The organism is Megasphaera intestinihominis, from assembly GCF_040096415.1.
GTDB classification, from domain to species: Bacteria; Bacillota; Negativicutes; order Veillonellales; family Megasphaeraceae; genus Megasphaera; species Megasphaera intestinihominis.
In genome coordinates, this window is the sequence record NZ_JBBMEU010000043.1 from 1 (window position 1) to 18,125 (window position 18,125).

At 56.3% G+C, this 18,125-nt stretch carries 18 protein-coding genes and 2 pseudogenes; 17 read left to right on the top strand and 3 right to left on the bottom strand.

Features of this window, described 5'->3' with window-relative positions; genetic code table 11:
* Positions 1–645, bottom strand: a 645-nt coding sequence (locus WMO23_RS07775) for a LysR family transcriptional regulator (RefSeq protein ID WP_349173704.1), incomplete at its 3' end; no start/stop codon positions are given.
* Between the two features lie 125 nt (positions 646–770).
* On the opposite strand from WMO23_RS07775, the gene WMO23_RS07780 reads away from it, so the two are divergent.
* Both WMO23_RS07780 and WMO23_RS07785 read left to right on the top strand, forming a co-directional pair.
* Positions 771–1,346, top strand: coding sequence for a chromate transporter (locus WMO23_RS07780; protein ID WP_020311361.1), 576 nt, complete (start codon positions 771–773; stop codon positions 1,344–1,346).
* A gap of 15 nt (positions 1,347–1,361) precedes the next feature.
* Positions 1,362–1,928, top strand: a complete 567-nt coding sequence (locus WMO23_RS07785) for a chromate transporter (protein WP_020311360.1) — start codon at positions 1,362–1,364, stop codon at positions 1,926–1,928.
* Here the strand turns inward: WMO23_RS07785 and WMO23_RS07790 are convergent.
* Complete coding sequence (locus WMO23_RS07790) at positions 1,921–4,452, bottom strand: 3'-5' exonuclease (RefSeq protein ID WP_349173707.1); 2,532 nt, start codon at positions 4,450–4,452, stop codon at positions 1,921–1,923. The two genes, WMO23_RS07785 and WMO23_RS07790, sit on opposite strands and share 8 nt — an antisense overlap.
* A 286-nt stretch (positions 4,453–4,738) precedes the next feature.
* On the opposite strand from WMO23_RS07790, the gene purE reads away from it, so the two are divergent.
* From purE to fumC, 8 genes are all read left to right on the top strand, one after another.
* Positions 4,739–5,233, top strand: coding sequence for a 5-(carboxyamino)imidazole ribonucleotide mutase (gene purE / locus WMO23_RS07795; protein WP_292108269.1), 495 nt, complete (start codon positions 4,739–4,741; stop codon positions 5,231–5,233).
* Positions 5,234–5,276: 43 nt separating this feature from the next.
* Positions 5,277–6,704: an amidophosphoribosyltransferase gene (gene purF / locus WMO23_RS07800; RefSeq protein ID WP_349173709.1), complete on the top strand. Its 1,428-nt coding sequence runs from the start codon at positions 5,277–5,279 to the stop codon at positions 6,702–6,704.
* Positions 6,685–7,749 (top strand): phosphoribosylformylglycinamidine cyclo-ligase, encoded by a 1,065-nt coding sequence (gene purM, locus WMO23_RS07805; RefSeq protein WP_292282261.1) that lies wholly within the window; start codon positions 6,685–6,687, stop codon positions 7,747–7,749. Before purF ends, purM begins: the two co-directional genes overlap by 20 nt.
* Positions 7,742–8,356, top strand: coding sequence for a phosphoribosylglycinamide formyltransferase (gene purN, locus WMO23_RS07810; RefSeq protein ID WP_020311355.1), 615 nt, complete (start codon positions 7,742–7,744; stop codon positions 8,354–8,356). The genes purM and purN overlap by 8 nt, the downstream gene beginning before the upstream one ends.
* Before the next feature lie 12 nt (positions 8,357–8,368).
* The gene (locus WMO23_RS07815; RefSeq protein WP_020311354.1) at positions 8,369–8,974 is read left to right on the top strand and encodes a bifunctional phosphoribosylaminoimidazolecarboxamide formyltransferase/IMP cyclohydrolase; all 606 of its coding nucleotides are present in this window, start codon (positions 8,369–8,371) and stop codon (positions 8,972–8,974) included.
* The gene (gene purD / locus WMO23_RS07820) at positions 8,974–10,248 is read left to right on the top strand and encodes a phosphoribosylamine--glycine ligase (RefSeq protein WP_349173711.1); all 1,275 of its coding nucleotides are present in this window, start codon (positions 8,974–8,976) and stop codon (positions 10,246–10,248) included. Before WMO23_RS07815 ends, purD begins: the two co-directional genes overlap by 1 nt.
* A gap of 158 nt (positions 10,249–10,406) precedes the next feature.
* Positions 10,407–11,963, top strand: a complete 1,557-nt coding sequence (locus tag WMO23_RS07825) for an acyl CoA:acetate/3-ketoacid CoA transferase (RefSeq protein WP_302755666.1) — start codon at positions 10,407–10,409, stop codon at positions 11,961–11,963.
* Positions 11,964–12,072: 109 nt separating this feature from the next.
* Positions 12,073–13,458 (top strand): class II fumarate hydratase, encoded by a 1,386-nt coding sequence (gene fumC, locus WMO23_RS07830; protein ID WP_020724000.1) that lies wholly within the window; start codon positions 12,073–12,075, stop codon positions 13,456–13,458.
* Between the two features lie 3 nt (positions 13,459–13,461).
* Here fumC and WMO23_RS07835 read toward each other — a convergent pair whose 3' ends face one another.
* Entirely contained in the window at positions 13,462–14,199 is a 738-nt protein-coding gene (locus WMO23_RS07835; protein ID WP_292282264.1) for a vWA domain-containing protein, read from the bottom strand.
* A gap of 178 nt (positions 14,200–14,377) precedes the next feature.
* Here WMO23_RS07835 and WMO23_RS07840 point away from each other — a divergent pair, with 178 nt between their 5' ends.
* From WMO23_RS07840 to WMO23_RS07870, 7 genes and pseudogenes are all read left to right on the top strand, one after another.
* Positions 14,378–14,983, top strand: coding sequence for a methyltransferase family protein (locus WMO23_RS07840; RefSeq protein ID WP_014016580.1), 606 nt, complete (start codon positions 14,378–14,380; stop codon positions 14,981–14,983).
* A gap of 145 nt (positions 14,984–15,128) precedes the next feature.
* Entirely contained in the window at positions 15,129–15,581 is a 453-nt protein-coding gene (gene mscL / locus WMO23_RS07845; protein ID WP_014016581.1) for a large conductance mechanosensitive channel protein MscL, read from the top strand.
* Between the two features lie 211 nt (positions 15,582–15,792).
* Entirely contained in the window at positions 15,793–16,221 is a 429-nt protein-coding gene (locus WMO23_RS07850; RefSeq protein ID WP_020311350.1) for a MarR family winged helix-turn-helix transcriptional regulator, read from the top strand.
* Positions 16,222–16,280: 59 nt separating this feature from the next.
* Positions 16,281–16,585, top strand: a pseudogene (locus tag WMO23_RS11575) (DUF6198 family protein); the annotation flags it as partial.
* A 52-nt stretch (positions 16,586–16,637) separates the two neighbouring features.
* The gene (locus WMO23_RS07860) at positions 16,638–16,931 is read left to right on the top strand and encodes a DUF6198 family protein (protein ID WP_494337468.1); all 294 of its coding nucleotides are present in this window, start codon (positions 16,638–16,640) and stop codon (positions 16,929–16,931) included.
* A gap of 156 nt (positions 16,932–17,087) precedes the next feature.
* Positions 17,088–17,450: an HlyD family secretion protein gene (locus WMO23_RS07865; RefSeq protein ID WP_292106559.1), complete on the top strand. Its 363-nt coding sequence runs from the start codon at positions 17,088–17,090 to the stop codon at positions 17,448–17,450.
* 42 nt (positions 17,451–17,492) lie between these two features.
* A pseudogene (locus tag WMO23_RS07870) lies at positions 17,493–18,032 on the top strand (HlyD family secretion protein); the annotation flags it as partial.
* Positions 18,033–18,125: the final 93 nt, after the last annotated feature.

Consider the following 18,125-nt stretch of genomic DNA (forward strand, 5'->3'; position numbering starts at 1 on the left):
GTTCGGCGTGAGGTTGTGGGCTTCGCAGACGTCGTGGAAGAGCTGGTCGAAGCGGCGGTAGAGGATGAGCGGCAGGCCTTGCAGTTGTTCTATGGTCAGGGTCGGCTGGCCCGGGCTGGGGTCGGCCAGGGTATCGGCATAGGCCAGGACCATCGGTTCTTCAGGCAGCAAGGTGCAGTCGAAGGCGTCCTGCTTGAAGGGCGTGCGGACGATGCCGATTTCGATGAGACCTTTGCCCAGCATGTCCAGGACGCGGAAGGTGTTGCCGTCATAGATTTCAAAGCGGATGCCCCGATGACTGGCGTGGAATTGGCGGAGCGCTGGCCGGAGAATGACGCTGCCCGACGAGGACACGGTCCCGATGGACAAGGTGCCGCGCAGACCATTCTTGAAATCGGCGATTTCCCGTCGTGTCGAGTCGGTGAGGGTAAGAATCTGACGGGCCCGGCGGTAGAGGATTTCGCCCGCGTCGGTCAAGGTCACGCTGCGCGGTTCCCGCTGCAGGAGCTGGACGCCCAGTTCTTCTTCCAGAGCTTTCATTTGCTGGCTCAACGGTGGCTGAGCCATGTGCAGGCGACGGGCTGCCGCCGTAATCTGACCTTCTTCGGCGATGACCATGAAGTACGTAAGTTGACGGATATCCATATCGATGCCTCCTTGACATATAATTTACGTATATTATATCAATCATACAAATATTTTCAATATAGTAAAGGCCGTGTTATACTAAGACCATAGACAAGATGATCGTCAAGAAAGGATGATAGATGATGAACGATATTGTGACACCGAAACGGGACGCCCATTTTTTTTGGACCCTGTTCAAATCGACTTTTTTAATCAGCGCCTTCACCGTAGGCGGCGGCTTCGTCATTATTCCTCTTTTGAAAGGGAAATACGTCGATGAATATCACTGGATCAGCGATAAGGATACCCTCGATATGGTGGCAATCGCCCAGTCCATGCCTGGCGTCATTGCGGTCAACAGTGCGGTCATCCTCGGCTACCGCATGGCCGGGGTCCTGGGGACGCTGGTCGCCCTGGTCGCGACGGTGCTGCCCTGCCTGATTACGCTGTCGATTATTTCTTACTGCTATGATTTCTTTATCCAGAATCTCTATATCAAGATGATCCTCCGCGGTATGCAGTGCGGGGCGACGGCGCTTATCGTCAATGTCGGCATCGACCTCCTCATCAAACAGGGAAAAAAGAAGCTCCTCCTGCCGCTGGCTATCATCGTAGCGACGTTTATTGCTAACTTATGCTTTGATGTCAATATCATGGCGCTCATCGTCATCGACGGCATCATTGGCTTTGCCTTCATGCGCGACAAGAAGTACGATTAAGGGGAGGGACTTATCATGATATATTTATTGCTTTTTTGGGAATTCTGTAAAGTCGGGGCTTTCTGCGTCGGCGGCGGCTATGCGTCTATGCCGCTGATTCAGGCCAGTGTCGTCGATACCTTCCATTGGCTCTCGATGAGCGAATTTGTCGATATATTCACCATTTCTCAGATGACTCCGGGGCCGATCGGCATCAATGCCGCGACCTTCGTCGGCACCAAAATCGCCGGATTAGGCGGAGCTGTGGCTGCCACCCTGGGCTTCGTCACGCCGTCGTTTTTCTTGGGGATTCTGTTAGCACGCGTCTTCCTCAAGTACGGTGATATCGGTCCTATCCGGGGCATCCTCAACGGCCTGCGGCCGGCAGTCGTCGCCCTTATCTGCGTCGCCAGTCTGAGTTTCATCCTCCTGGCCTTGTGGAATACGGAGACCTGGCCTGATGACTGGTCGGCTTTCAGCCTTGGCGGCTTGGTCATCCTCTTCTTGGCTATTGCAGCGACGCGGCGCAAAATCGGCGTCATCAAGGTCCTCATCGGATCCGGCGTCTTAGGCCTCCTCTTAGGCATAGCCGGCCTCATCTAACTTCGATATATTGGGAGTCCAGGCTCTGGAGGAAGCGGCTCGGCGCATAGCGCTGATTGCCGATTCCCTGGTGCCAGCTCAGATACAGCCTCTTTTTGGCCCGCGTAATGGCGACATAAAAGAGGCGTTTTTCTTCTTCGATATTGCCTTTCTTTACGGACCAGAAGGTCGGGAAGACCCGGTCTTCCAGGCTGGCCAGGAAGACGTAGTCGAATTCCAGTCCCTTGGCCTGATGGATGGTGATGATCGGGATTTTCGGGTCCCTGGCCAGCATGCTGTCCAGTTCGCTGTTGGACAGGGCTGTCAGCTTGAGAAATTCCGCCAGGGCGTCGCGGGGGTCCTGGGCCGGGTCATCCGTTTCCTTGGCGATGCGGTAGAGCTTGCGGACGTTTTCCAGGCGGTCGATGTGATGGGCCGTATCGCTGGCCTCACGATGGCTCTCGTACCAGGCCTTGACACCGCCTTCGTTCATGACGGCGGCGATGATGGCTATGGGCCGGTCCTGGTAAGATTGGCGGCGGAAACGGCCCATGTCGCGGCTGAAAGGAGCGAAGAGGGGCAGGTACATAGACAGGGAAGCGCGGCGGGCTGCCGTGGCCGGCGCTATCTTTTCTTTTACGGCGTAGCACAGGAGGCCGGCCGTGGCCAGAATGTCGTCGAAGGCGTCGTGCGACGGCTGATGGTCGATGGGGAAGGTTTCGCTCAGCGTAGCCAGTTTATGGTTGATAAGATTGGGATAGAAGCGGCGGTATATGTCCAGCGTGTCGTAATAGGGGAAGTCACCGCTTTCGGCCATGCCCAGGCGCTGGAGCTCGCTGTGCAGGATGGACAGGTCATACGTGACGTTGTGGCCGACGATGACGGCATCTCTGGCAAAGTCCAGAAAGGCAGACAGGGCTTCTTTCGGATCCCGGCCATCGGCGGCTAACTGGTCGTCGCTGATGTGATGGACGTAGAATGAGGTCCCGACAGAACGGCTGGCGCGGACGTAGGTATTGAACGTGTCTGTGATCTGGCCCTGGGCGTCAAGGCGGAAGGCGGCAATCTGGATGATTTCGTCTGTCGTCGTGTCGGTCCCCGTGCTTTCGACGTCGAAGACGACGATGCGTCCATCTGCCAGGGCCGTCAGCAAGAGGCCGTAAGGGTCGCCCGTTTCCTGGGAAATGGGGTCGATGAAGTCGCAGAGCCGGAGGCCCAGACGGCGGTAGGACTCGCTTTCGATGGTTTCGATGGTCCGCCGGCCGATGCGGGGGACGAAGCGCAGGAGGATGCGTTTCAGGCTGAGGTTGTCGTGCTTGTTCAGGAGCAGCCGCAGGTAGGCCAGGACGTCTTTACATTCCTGGCGCTTGAACAGGTGAAACTGGTCGATGCAGGTGACGGGCAGACGGGATGCTGGCGGATAGTGGAGATTATGGGCCGTAATACCTGTCCACAGCTGCTGGGCCTGGCGATTGCCGCGGACGAGGATGCAGGCTTTGAGACGCTCTTCAGGCGGCAGCTGGCTCAGTTCCTGGAAAATCCAGCGGCTTTCGTTGAGAAAGGTATCGGCCTGGTGGACGACGATGGGTTCACCTGGGACGGCGGCTGCGGCCTGGCCCGGCTGGGGGTAGATGTGGTGGACCGTCACCTGGCCGAAGAGGTGGTTCAGGCAGCTTTCGGCGGCCTTCAGGAGGAGCTGCGTAGCCCGGTAGTTGGTCGTAAAGGTGATTTCCCGGGGATGGTAGGTCTTGCGGAATTGTTCCAGAATATATTCCGGATAAGAACCGCGCCATTCGTAAATGGTCTGGAAGTAATCGCCGCAGAGGAGGACGTTGCGCCCCGGGAAGAGGCGGCTGATGACGGCGTATTCGACTTCGCTCGTGTCCTGCATTTCGTCGACGGCGATGAAGCGGAAGCGGTCCCGCCAGCGCTGGCAGCAGGCATCGTCAGTGAGGAAGTCGTAGGCGCCGGTGATGAGGTCCGTGAAGTCGATGGCGTGGTTGTCGGCCAGGACGGCATCGTATTGCTGGACCAGGGCGTCGCCGTGGTCGCTGAGCCAGGCCTGGAGGGCTTCTTTAGGTGCCGTGAAATCGTGGAGGTCCGGGATGACGCGCTGTTTCTTGACAAATTCGATGAAGTTCTGCAGGGCCTGGGTGTCGTTGCCCGGGGCTGACGCTGCCGCAGGCAGGCTGTCGATGATCTGCCGGCAGTCTTCGTCGTCGTAGAGCAGAAAGTCGTTGTAACGGTCGCTCTGGCGCTTCGTTTCTTCTTTGATGAGGCTGTAACAGAAGCTGTGGATTGTCTTGACGACGACAGCCAGGCCCTTTTCGCGGGCCGTGGCGATGATGCGGTTCTTCAGTTCTTTGCAGGCCCTGTTGGTGAAGGTCAGACAGAGTATCTGCGAGCCTTCGGCGGCGCCTGTTTCCAGGATATGTGCGACCCGGCAGGCCAGGACGCGGGTCTTGCCCGTGCCGGCTGGCGCGTTGAGCAGAATCGGCTGCGACAGGTCGCTGACGACTTGCTGCTGCTGGTCATTTAATTCCATAATCTATCCCTCCGTGTCGGTCATTTTCCTCCATTGTAACATAGTCGGCGCTATCCGTGTACAAACTGCGATAGAACGGGTGATTTTCATTGACAGTCCCGGATGTTTTTGATAGAATCAAAGTGTATTTGATAATCTTTCAATCAATAAGGAGATGCACTATGACAAGACGTTTATGGACAGGTTCTTTGCCGTTTGTAAACAGTCTCCGTGTGTCTAACTGAAAAAAGCCCAAAGGTGACGTGTGTCACTTTTGGGTTTTGTTTTTCCTAAGGAGGGGTCTCTGTTGAAGGTCGGTTTGATCATGGGAAGCGATTCTGATTTTCCCGTTATGAAAAAAGCGATTGCTATTTTTAAAGAATTTGGTGTTGAATATGAAGTCTTGTTAGCGTCGGCCCACCGCACGCCGGCTGCTGTCCGGGAATTCGTTTCGACAGCCGAAGAACGGGGCATCAGTGCCTTTGTCGTCGGTGCCGGTATGGCTGCTCATCTGCCCGGTGTCGTTGCCAGCTATACGACGCTGCCTGTCATCGGCGTCCCCTTGGAAAGCGGCAGCCTCCAGGGCATGGATGCGCTGCTGGCCATCGTCCAGATGCCGTCGGGCATCCCCGTTGCGACCGTCGCCATCAACGGTGCCAAGAACGGAGCGCTCCTGGCCGTACAGATCGGCGCTGCCAGCGATGCGGCCTTAGCCAAGAAATACAAGGCCTATCGCGAAAACATGGCTAACGAAGTCATGGAAAAGAACCAGAAGTTGCAAGAAACCATAAAGTCCCTCTAAGGGCAATACAGACTATTTTTCGTTATAACAGGAGGTTTAATTCATGTTTTACGATCCGATTTGGGATAAGCAGCATGAAGAATGTGGTGTCTTAGGTATTTACGATAAACACCTCGATATTCCCCGCTATATTTACTGGGGGTTGTTCGCATTACAGCATCGTGGCCAGGAAAGCGGCGGCATCGCCCTGACTGACGGCCAGGATATCCATACGTTCCGCGGCATGGGCCTCATCAGCACGGTCTTCGCCAACGGCGTACCTGAAGAAGAAGGCGGCCCCGTCGGCATCGGCCACGTCCGCTATTCGACGACAGGTTCCAATAATCCCCGCAATATCCAGCCCCTGGCCGTATACACGCCTATGGGACAGCTGGCACTGGCTCATAACGGCAACCTGACCAACACCCGGACCCTGCGGGAAGAACTGGACCGCGGCGGCGCGACCTTCCAGACGACCATGGACAGTGAAATCATCGTCAACCTCATCAGCCGCAGCCAGAAAGACACCATCGAAGAACGCATCATGGAAAGCATGAACCGCATCCAGGGGGCGTACTCACTGGTACTCATGACGAAAGATACGCTCTATGGCGTCCGCGACCCCTATGGCTTCCGCCCGCTGTGCATCGGCCGTACCGATGAAGGCGGCTGGGTCCTGGCTTCGGAAACGTGTGCCCTCGACGCCATCGGCGCCAAGTTCGTCCGCGACGTACAGCCCGGCGAATTCGTCCAGATCAATGAAAAGGGCGTCAAATCGACGATCTTTGCCAAGGCACCGCGCAAGCAGGCCTGTTCCTTTGAATACATTTATTTCGCCCGTCCGGACAGCGTCATCGACGGTCAGGATGTCTACCAGGCCCGCCTGAACATGGGCCGGGAAATGTGGAACGAAACGCAGTATGATGCGGACATCGTCATTTCCGTCCCGGACAGCGGCAACACGGCAGCTATCGGCTACGCCCAGGCTTCGGGCATCCCCTTCAAGCACGGCCTCATCAAGAACCGTTACATGGGCCGTACCTTTATCAAGCCGAACCAGAAACAGCGCGAACTGGCTGTCCGCATGAAGCTGAATGTCGTCAAGTCCGTCGTCAAGGGCAAGCGCATCGTCATGGTCGACGATTCCATCGTCCGCGGCACGACGAGCGGCATCATCTGCAAGCTCCTGCACGAAGCCGGCGCCAAGGAAGTCTACATGTGCGTATCGGCACCGCCTATCAAGTATCCCTGCTTCTACGGCATCGACACGTCGGTCCGCAAGGAACTCATCGCTTCGACGTTCAGTGTCGAACAGATTCAGAAATACATCGGCGTGGACAAACTCCATTTCATTTCCATCGACGGTCTCAACCGGGCTGTCGAACATATCCCCAAGGAAGATATGTGCTTAGCTTGCTTCAATAACGACTATCCTACGGACACTCCGCAGGCCAATGAGGAAGGAGAAAAATATGCTCTCGAACACAAATAAAGGATTGACTTATGCTGATGCCGGCGTCGACATCGATGCTGGCAACAAAGCCGTAGAATTGATGAAAGATTCGGTCAAAGCCACGTACCGTCCGGAAGTCCTCGGTGACCTTGGCGGCTTTGGCGGCCTCTTTTCCCTGATGAACAGCGACATCAAGAAACCGATCCTGGTCAGCGGTACCGACGGCGTCGGCACGAAACTCCGCCTGGCCATCATGATGGGCAAACACGATACAGTCGGTCAGGACTGCGTCGCCATGTCCATCAATGACGTTCTCGTCCAGGGCGCCGAACCGCTCTTCTTCCTGGACTACATCGCCGTCGGCAAGCTCGACCCGGTCCAGGTTGCGACCATTGTCAAAGGTGTCGCCCATGCCTGCCAGGAATCGGGCTGCGCTCTCCTCGGCGGCGAAACGGCTGAAATGGCCGGCTTCTATGCCAAAGACGACTATGACCTGGCTGGCTTCGGCGTCGGCATCGTCGACCGCGACAAGGTCATTACCGGCGAAAACATCAAGGCCGGCGACGTCCTCATCGGCCTGCCTTCGACAGGGGTCCACTCCAACGGCTTCTCCCTGGTCCGCAAGATTGTCCTGGAACGGCAGAACATGAAGCTCGACCAGTACGTCGATGAACTGGGAATGACCATCGGTGAATGCCTGCTCACGCCGACCCGCCTCTATCCGCGTCCGTGCCTGCCGATCATCAAGAACTTTACCGTCAAGGGCATGGTCCACATCACTGGCGGTGGTTTCTATGAAAACATCCCCCGCGTCCTGCCGAAAGGCGTCGGCGTCGATATCGACGTCACGGCGTGGCCGCAGCTGCCGATTTTCGGACTCCTCCAGAAATGGGGCAACGTCGATGCCAAAGAAATGTACCGTACCTTCAACATGGGCATCGGCATGATCATGATTGTCGATGAAAAAGACGCTGATGCCGTCCTCAAGAACCTGGCCGACCGCGATGAAAGGGCCTATGTCATCGGCAAAGTCGTCGATTCCGACGTACCCGTAACCTTGCGGGGAGGCGTATTCCATGACTAAAAAGAAGATGGTCATTTTCGCATCGGGCCGTGGCTCCAACGCCATCGCCCTCCACGATGCCGTCGAAGCCGGCACGATCAATGCGGAAATCAAGGCCCTGGTCTGCGATATCCCGGGCGCACCGGTCATGGACCGCGCTAAGGAATGGGGCGTACCGGTCATTTTGGCCGACCGCAAATCCTTCGACTCGAAAGCGGCCTTTGAAAAATATATCCTCGACGCCATTGAACCGTATCAGGCCGACATCATCTGCCTGGCCGGCTTCATGCGTCTCTTGAGCGGTGACTTCATTTCCCATTATGAACACAAGATGCTCAACATCCATCCGGCCCTGCTGCCGTCGTTCCGCGGCCTCCACGCCCAGCGCCAGGCCGTCGAAGCCGGTGTCAAGATTGCTGGCTGCACGGTCCATTTCGTCGTTCCCGACATGGATGCCGGCCCGATCATCTTGCAGTCAGCCGTACCGGTCTACGAAGACGATACGGAAGACACGCTGGCAGCCCGGATCCTCACCAAGGAACATCCGACTTATGTCAGAGCGGCAGCGCTCTTTTGCGATGATAAATTGACTATCGACGGCAATGTCGTCAAAGGGACTCAGGAATAGGAGGAATTTTTCATGAAAGTAAAACGCGCACTCATTAGTGTATCTGATAAAACGGGCGTCGTCGAACTGGGCAAAGCCCTGGCTGACCTCGGCATTGAAATCATTTCCACGGGCGGCACCATGCGGACCCTGAAAGAAGCGGGCGTACCGGTCATCGCCGTTCAGGACGTCACGGGCTTCCCGGAAATGATGGACGGCCGCGTCAAGACGCTGAATCCGAAAATCCACGGGGCTATCCTGGCTGTCCGCGATAATCCGGAACACGTCAAAGCCATGAAAGAACACGGCATCAAACCGATCGACCTGGTCGTCGTCAACCTCTATCCGTTTCAGCAGACCATTGCCAAACCGGATGTCACCTTGGCTGAAGCCATTGAAAACATCGACATCGGCGGTCCCTGCATGGTCCGCGCTTCGGCAAAGAATAACAAATACGTCGCCATCGTCACCAACCCGTCCAAATACGGCGAAATCATTTCCATCCTCCAGAAAGACGGCGAATTCTCCGACCAGTACCGCCTGGAACTGGCTCAGGAAGCATTCCATCACACGGCTGTCTATGATACGGCCATTGCCGCATACCTGGCAGAACAGGTTCAGAAGGGGGCCGCAAAATAATGAAAGTAGCAGTCATCGGCGGCGGCGGCCGCGAACATACTTTGGCCTGGAAATTGGCTCAGAGCCCGAGCGTCGATAAGCTCTATGCCATTCCCGGCAGCGCCGCTATGAGTGAAGTCGCCCAGTGCGTCGACATCGCCCTGTCCGATTTGGACGCCATCACGGACTATGCCAAAAACGAAGGCATCGACATGCTCGTCGTCGGCCCGGAAGTCCCCTTGACCGAAGGCATTGCCGACCTGGCCCAGGCCAAAGGCCTGGCTGTCTTTGGCCCGAACAAGGCCGCAGCCCAGATGGAAGGGTCCAAAGTCTTTGCCAAGAACCTCATGAAGAAATACCACGTCCCGACGGCAGCTTACGCCTCCTTTACCGATGGCGAAGCCGCCAAGGCCTATATTAAGGAACAGGGCGCACCGATCGTCGTCAAGGCCGATGGCCTGGCTGCCGGCAAGGGCGTCGTCGTCGCCCAGACGGAAGCAGAAGCCATCGAAGCCGTCAACGCCATGATGGAAGACCACATCTTCGGTGCTTCTGGCGGCCGCATCGTCATTGAAGAATGTATGGTCGGCGAAGAAGCAAGCCTCCTGGCTTTCGTCGATGGCAAGACCATCGTGCCCATGATTTCCGCCCAGGACCACAAGCGTATCTTCGATAACGATGAAGGCCCCAACACGGGCGGCATGGGGGCTTATGCGCCGGCACCGGTCGTTACGCCGGAAATCCGCAAGGAAGTCGAAGAAAAGATTCTGAAACCCGTCGTCGATGGCCTCAAACAGGAAGGCATCACCTACCAGGGCTGCCTCTATGCCGGCCTGATGATCACGGCCGATGGCCCGAAAGTCGTCGAATTCAACTGCCGCTTCGGCGATCCCGAAACGCAGGCCGTCTTGCCGCTCCTCGACGGCGACCTGGCCCAGATCATGTATGCCTGCGCCAAGGGCACGCTGACGGCCGATATGGTCCACTGGAAAGACGCTGCATCCTGCTGCGTCATCATGGCTTCTGCCGGCTATCCCGCTTCGTCCCATAAAGGCGATGTCATCAGCGGCCTCGATGCTGTCGATAAAGAAGATGTCATGGTCTTCCATTCCGGCACGGCCAAGAAAGACGGCCAGTACGTCACCAACGGCGGCCGCGTCCTCGGCGTTACGGCCGTAGCAGGGGACCTCAAGAGCGCCATCGAAAAGGCCTATGCCAACGTCAAACGCATCCACTTCGACGGCCAGCAAGTCCGCAGCGACATCGGCGCCAAAGGATTGAAACACTTGAAATAAAGTTTAGAGTTTGTAGTATGGAGTTTGTAGTTTGTAGATGAGGGCTTTGAAATTAAAAAGGGCTTCACTAAAAACTACAAACTGCAAACTTAAAACTCAAAAGGGGTTGTCGCACGTGCGATAGCCCCTTTTGACTACCACACGAAAGGAAGGTCGTTATGACACAGTTTATTACGCCTGTGGAAGCGGCGCGTCTCGTCGGCGATGATATGACCCTGGCTGTCAGCGGTCATGCCGGCTTCGGGACGCCGGACGGGCTGTTCAAGGCCCTTCACGACCGTTATGATGAGGAAGGCCATCCCCGTAATGTGACCTTGGTCAAGATTGCCGGGACCGGCGACGGCGGCCAGCGCGGCGGCGACCGCCTGGCAGCTGACGGCCTCATCGGGACGATCATTACCAGCCATTTCGGCATGGAAAAGAAGTTGGCCGATAAAGTGGCAGCCAATCAGTGCCTGGCCTATGTCGTTCCGGCCGGGACGATACTGGCTCTCTATCGGGCCATCGCCGCCGGTCACAAGGGCGTCTGGACCGATATCGGCCTGCACACGTTGGCTGATCCGCGCCTGGACGGCAGCAAGGCCAACGAAAAGACCGTCCGCGAAGGCAAGGATATCGTCCGCCTGGTCTCGTTCGACGGCGACGACTACTTATATTATCCAACCTTTCCCATCCAGGTCTGCTTCATCCGCGGCTCCCTGGCCGATGAGGACGGCAACATTTCCCTCCAGCGCGAAGCCATGATCGGTGAACAGCTGGAAGTGGCCGAAGCGACGCATAATTCCGGCGGCATCGTCGTCGTCCAGGTCGAAGACGTCGTGCCCCGGGGCAGCCTCGATTCGCGGCTCGTGAAGATCCACCATTTCCTCGTCGATTACGTCGTCGTGCCGCGGCCGAAGTACCACGTCCAGAGCTTTTCGACCCACGGCTACCGGCCGGAACTGAGCGGCGAAGGGCGCAAGTCCATCCAGTCCCTGCCGCCGCATCCTCTGGACAATCGCAAAATCTGTGCCCGCCGGGCGGCGATGGAACTGAAAAAAGGCGACGTCATGAACCTGGGCATCGGCATCCCGGAAATCATCGGCTCTGTCGCCGCTGAAGAGGGCTTCGGGCCGAGCCTGACTCTGGCGGCCGATTCGGGCATCATCGGCGGCATCCCCTTGTCGGGGCTCGATATGGGGGCCGCTGTCAATGCCGAAGCGGAACTGAAGATGGCCGACATGTTCGATATCTGCCACGGCGGCGGCCTCGACCTCTGTGCCCTGGGCCTGGCGGAAATCGACGCCATGGGCAATGTCAATGTCTCAAAATTCCACGGCCGCGTCACCGGGCCCGGGGGCTTCATCGACTTGGCCCAGCACACGAAGAAACTCATCCTCATGGGGACCTTTACAGCCGGCGGTCTGCGAGAACACTGTGAAGGCGGGAGGCTGGTCATCGACCGGGAAGGGAAGTACCAGAAATTCAAGACGGATATCGAACAGGTCACCTTTTCCGGGGACTACGCCGCAGCCCACGGCCAGCACGTCCTGGTCGTTACAGAACGGGCCGTCTTCCGCCTGACGCCGCAGGGACTCATGCTGACAGAAATCGCCCCGGGCGTCGACCTTGAACGGGACATCCTGAGCCAGATGGAATTCCGCCCGCTCATCGCCGATGACCTGCAACTCATGGACGGCCGCATCTTCCAGCCCAATCCCATGGGCTTGTCGTAGGTCGTTCATCGTTCCTCGAATGGTCCCCTGTGGGGACCCAACGTAGGGGCGACCCAAAGGGCGCCCGCCTGAGTCCGCTATGTTTTATATAATCTGATTGGAGGTTTTCATGGAATACCGTATAGAAAGAGATTCGATGGGAGAAATCAAAGTCCCGGCTGATAAACTCTGGGGTGCCCAGACACAGCGCAGTTTCGAGAATTTTAAGATCGGCACGGAAAAAATTCCGCCTGAAATGGTCACGGTCTTTGCCTATTTGAAGAAGGCTGCTGCCTTGACCAACAAGGAATTGGGCGTCGTCGACGGCGACCGGGCCGACGCCATCGTCCAGGCCTGCGATGACATCCTGGCCGGCAAGCTCGACGGCAATTTCCCTCTGGCCGTCTGGATGACCGGCAGCGGCACGCAGTTCAACATGAATGTCAACGAAGTCGTCGCCAACCGGGCCAAGCAGATTTTACAGGCCCAGGGCAAGGACTTGAACGTCCATCCCAATGACCACGTCAATCATTCCCAGAGCTCGAACGATACCTTCCCGACGGGACTGCATATGGTCGGCGTCCTGCTCATCGAAGAAAAATTGTTCCCCGCCATGGAAGCCCTCTATCAGGCGCTCCGGGCCAAACAGGAAGCCTTCAAGGACATCGTCAAGATCGGCCGGACCCACTTGCAGGATGCCACACCGTTGACGCTGGGCCAGGAATTCAGCGGCTGGGCCCGCATGGTTCAGCGCGACCGGGATATGCTGGTCCAGGGCGTCGATTTCCTCCGCGACCTGGCCATGGGCGGCACGGCCGTCGGCACGGGCATCAACTGCCCGAAAGGCTACGATGTGCGCTTTGCCGAAATCGTCAGCCAGCTGACGGGCACGACCTTCCATACGGCGCCGAACAAGTTCCATTCCCTGACCAGTAAGGATGAACTCGTCGTCGTCCACGGCATGCTCAAGGCCCTGGCCTGTGACCTCATGAAGATCGCCAATGACGTCCGCTGGCTGTCGTCGGGACCGCGCTGCGGCATCGGCGAAATCCGTATCCCCGAAAATGAACCGGGCAGCTCCATCATGCCCAGCAAAGTCAACCCGACGCAGTGCGAAGCCGTCACTATGGTCGCCGTCCAGGTCATGGGCAACGACGCGACCTTGGGCATCGCCGCCAGCCAGGGGAACTTCGAGCTCAATGTCTTCATGCCCGTCATCGCCTACAACCTGATCCAGTCTATCCGCCTGCTCACGGACTGCATGGATTCCTTCCGCAAGCACTGCGTCGTCGGCATCGAACCGAACCGCGAACGGATTGCGACCAACCTCTACAACTCGCTCATCCTGGTCACGGGCCTGGTGCCCCTCGTCGGCTATGACAAGGCCTGCACCATTGCCAAACAGGCAGCCAAAGAAGGGCTGACCCTGAAAGAGTCAGCCCTGAAGACGGGATGGGTCACGGCAGAGCAGTTCGACAAAGCCATGGACCCGGCCAAATTGGCAGGTTTGAAATAAGCCTTACTTATCCTTTTCGATGTTATCTTTCCAGGAGTCGTCGTCTTGCTGCTGGACGGCACTGCGCGTATAAGCGGCAATGGCGGCGAAGTTCTTCTGGACGCCCGTCGATGTATTGCGGTACTTGACGGCATGGTCGGCATCGATACCCAGGTTCTGGGCTTCCGAAGCGGCGTCGATATTGGCTCCGAGGAAAATGAAGTCCCAGCCCTGGGCTTTTTTATCGGAAATCATTTTCTGGATCGTCGCCTTGGAATATTCCGTGCTGGCATTTTCCTGTCCGTCCGTGATGATGACGAAGATGACCTTATGATCTTTGTCAGAAATACCCGGCGTGTCGGAAATCTTGGCAATCGTGTTGCCTACAGCATCGAGGAGAGCCGTCGAGCCGCCGACGCGGTAATCCTTGGTTGTCATGTCCGACAGGCTGTTAATGTTGCTGCGGTCCGTCAGGATGTCGACTTTATTGTTGAACAGGACCGTCGTGACCTTGGTGTCGACGTCGAGGTCTTTTTCTTTGGCAATCATGGCGTTGTAGCCGCCGATAGTATCGCTTTCCAGGCCATACATGGAGCCGCTCTTATCGAGGACCAGGACCAGGTCGAGATGTTTGATCGTCGACGGCAGGGACTGTGTTTCAGCCTGGCGGGCCTTGTCGGTCATGGTCGTCGTGTCGGCCGCGACAGCCGCGCCGCAGCAGAGCAGGGCGCTGAGGGTAAATATGAGTAATTTTTTGAACATGGCAGATGCCTCCTTAAAAATGGACGAATGACGTTTCTTTTATTGTATCATAAAAGTTGTTACAAAGAATACGCAGTCTGTTCACAAATCTTTATGATTCCTTTAACTTTTGCCTAATCTTTCGTTAGAAATGACCGTTATACTGGCCTTATCAATTAGGACAAGAGGAGGAGTCACCATGTATTTCCTGGACCATTACCGCACCCGTATTTCCCAAGTCATTGGGCTTCTGTTTTTATTTTTATTCATGTTCTCGCAAAAGGAATTGGATGTCACGGCCCCGTATATCTCGGGCATCTTATTCCTCGTGGGCTGTCTCTGCGTCGGCGCCGCCATGGCAGGCCGCATGTGGTGCGCCCAGTATATTGCCGGCTATAAGAATGACGTCCTGGTCCGCGAAGGGCCGTACTCGGTCTGCCGGAATCCGTTGTATTTCTTCAGCTTCCTCGGCGGCATCGGCGTCGGTCTGTGCACGGAATCGCTGACCCTGACGGTGCTGCTGGTCCTCCTCTTCGCCGTCATGTACATCCCGGTCATCCATACGGAAGAAGCCCGGCTGCACCGCCTCTTCGGGGAACCGTACAGCGCCTACATCCGGGAAGTGCCTCGGTTTTTCCCGAAATGGTCGCTCTACCATGAACCTAAGGAATATACAGTCAAACCGAAAGTTTTCCGCCACGCTGCCGGCGACGTCCTCTGGTTCGTCCTGGCCGTCGGCATCCTGGAATGTATCGAAGCCATACAGGAATCAGGCCTGTTGCCGCAGCTCCTGTCGCTTTATTAAATAAATATAACAAAAACAAAAAATCATTGTCAGCTTGCCCTTTTTCCGCTATGATGAATAGGGACTCGCACGACGGTTTCTGCCATCATGCGAGTCCCTATTTTTTTATAATTTATTTTTTACACCACAGATAGGAGTGGAAAACATGGGCATCATCAAGGAATTCAAAGAATTTGCCATGCGTGGGAACGTGCTGGACATGGCAGTCGGTGTCGTCGTCGGCGGAGCTTTTGGGAAAATCGTCACGTCACTGGTCAACAACATTATTATGCCCCCATTTGGGGTCCTCCTCGGCGGGATTGATTTTTCGGACTTCTTCATCCCTTTGAGCACAGAACACGTCGATTCCCTGGCCGAAGCGAAAGCCACCGGGATCCCTGTCATTGCGTACGGTTCCTTTCTCAACACGGTCATTGAGTTCCTGATTATCGCCTTTGCCATCTTCATGGTCCTCAAACAGCTGAACCGCTTCCTGCCCAAACCGGAACCGGCTCCAGAACCGCGGCTCTGCCCGTTCTGCCGCCAGCCCATCGCGGACGATGCAACCCGCTGCCCGCACTGCACCAGCGAACTGCCTGCTGCCGAAACGGCTCATTGATTGCAGACCGATGTTATTTTGCAGTTTGTAGGGGCTCGCACGTGGCGAGCCCGTCTCAGAATATGGAGGATTTTTCTAGCAAAGTGGTTGGTAAATCGTACATGTCCTGGAGTGGGCGCCCCTCGTAAGGGGCGCCCTGTTGACTTTTCTACTTCTTGCGATATAATAAGGAATGTAGTTGGAATTAAAACTAATTAAAAGGGGAATCGCCATGGACGAAGAAGCGTTGCATATTTTACTGTTGTTAGGGTTTCACCGGTCGAACCGGGAAATCGGCCGCCGCATCAAGCGGGAAGGGCTCATGCCCGGTCAGCCTAAGATACTGGAATATCTGTGGTTCCATGACGGCGCCAGCCAAAAGGATATCAGCCGCGAGTGCATCATCGACAAGTCGACGGTGACCAGCCTGCTGAAACGCATGGAAAAGCTGGACCTCATCCGCAAGGAAACGCGGCCCGAAGACCAGCGGGGCGTGGCCATCTTCCTGACGGAAACGGGCTGGGAAAAGGCCAAGCGGATCCGTGAGGTCATTTATGGCATCGACGATGAAATGTGGCAGGGCATCGAGCCGGAAGCACGCCAGCAGTTCATGGCGACGTTTCATCGCATTATGGAGAATGAAAAGAAGTGGGGCGATTGAGTATGCGTCATATGCATCATTTGAAAATACGGGTCAGTGTATTTCTTTGCAGTATCTTGATGACGGCCTTCGGCATCGACTTGATTACTGTCGCCAGCCTGGGGACGTCGCCCACTTCCAGCGTGCCCCTCGTCGTCAGCCTCTATACGCCGTGGACCTTCGGCCAGCTGACCTTTGTCCTCAACATGGCCTTCATCGTCTTGCAGATTGCCCTGCTGCGCGCCAGCTCCGGCCCGTAGAGCTGCTGCAGATTGCCATTAACTTCGTCTTCAGCGCAGCCATCGACTTTTTCATGCACGCCATGGCAGGATTACAGGGACTGAACTGGCCTTTTGCCGCAGTTCTCTTAGTGGCCGGCTGTGCGACCCTGGCCTTCGGCATCTGCATCGAAGTGGCGTCGCAGGTCCTGATGGTGCCTGGCGACGGGGGCCGTCAAGGCCATTGCCCAGACGGGGAAATGGTGGATGGGCTCGACGAAAGTCGCCTTCGATTCGACCATGGTCACCATTGCCGTCATCTTGTCGACCCTTTACGGCGGCCTGGGGACCCTGACTGGCCTTGGCGTCGGCACGCTAGTGTCGGCCATGCTCGTCGGGCGCTTCGTCAATTTCTTCAATCGCCGCGTCTTTCTCATCGAACGCCTGGCCCGGCTGTCCTTGGATGATGAAACCAAGGCGGCCGGAGCTTTGTCCAAAGAAATCCAGTCCTGATTCAGGGACTGGACTTTATTCTTTTTCGGGCATATAATTATAGTTAATAAGCTAATCAATGTGTTCGGATACGGTTACGCTATAATAGAACGTAACCTCTTGATTCACCTATGTAGTTAGTTAGCTAATTATAATAGAGAGAAAGGAATGATTACCATGAAGGGACAAACAGTGCATCTGCCAAAGCGGGCATGGCGCCTGGGCCTCTTTTTCATCGGCATCCTCCTGGCAGGCGGTGTCCTGCTCATGTATAAGGGAAATGATGCCGTGGCCCAGGGTATCGCCAATAAGGACGGGATATTGACGGCAGAGCAGGTCAAGGTTTCTTTTCAGTCCGTCAGTGGCAAGATGGTGAACGAAGCTGTCCAGGAATCACAGGAGGTCAAGGCCGGCGACATCCTCATGCAGCTCGACAGTACCGACGTTGACTTGGATATTGCCAAGACCCAGGCTCAGATAGCTCAGCTCGACGCCCAGATCCAGTCGATGGAAGGGACTATCGCCATCGGCTTTGTCTAGACCGATACGTCGCAGGAAGAAAGCCGGCGCCAGCTCGACCAGCAGCGAGCAGCCATCGATTCGGCGACGGCAACGCTGGTCAATGCTCAGCGTGATTATGACCGTAAATCGTCGCTGTATCGCCAGGGAGCCATTGTCAAGGCTGATTTTGACGATTCCCAGGCGGCTTTGTCCGTAGCCCAGGCCAATATGAACCAGCAGCAACAGGCCTTATCGAAATTATTGGGCGGTGCCGTCGATACGGGAGACAGTGATTCCCTCCAGCTGCCGCAGATCGAAGAACAGCGGCAGACCATTGCCAACAAGCGTCACGACCGGGAATCGCTGGTCCAGCAGCGCAATCAGCTCCAGGTCCGGCTCCAGCAGCTGGAAGTCCAGAAAGACCGCCTGACCCTGCGGGCGCCGGAAGACGGGAAAGTCCTCAAGCTCCTGGCCAAGCAGGGGGAAATCGTCCAGGCCGACACGCCGGTCATCCTCTTGGAAAGTAAGCGCCAGTATTACGATATCTATGTCAGTGAAAAGCAGGCCGTCCATCTCCATGAAGGCCAGGCCCTGGCCGGTGTCGCCGTATCCTATCTGTGATTTTGCATCAGAATGACAGCAGTTTACAACTTTTTGAACAAATAAATATCGCGTAACCACACTTTGAAGTATAATGAATCTGCTAAAACACAT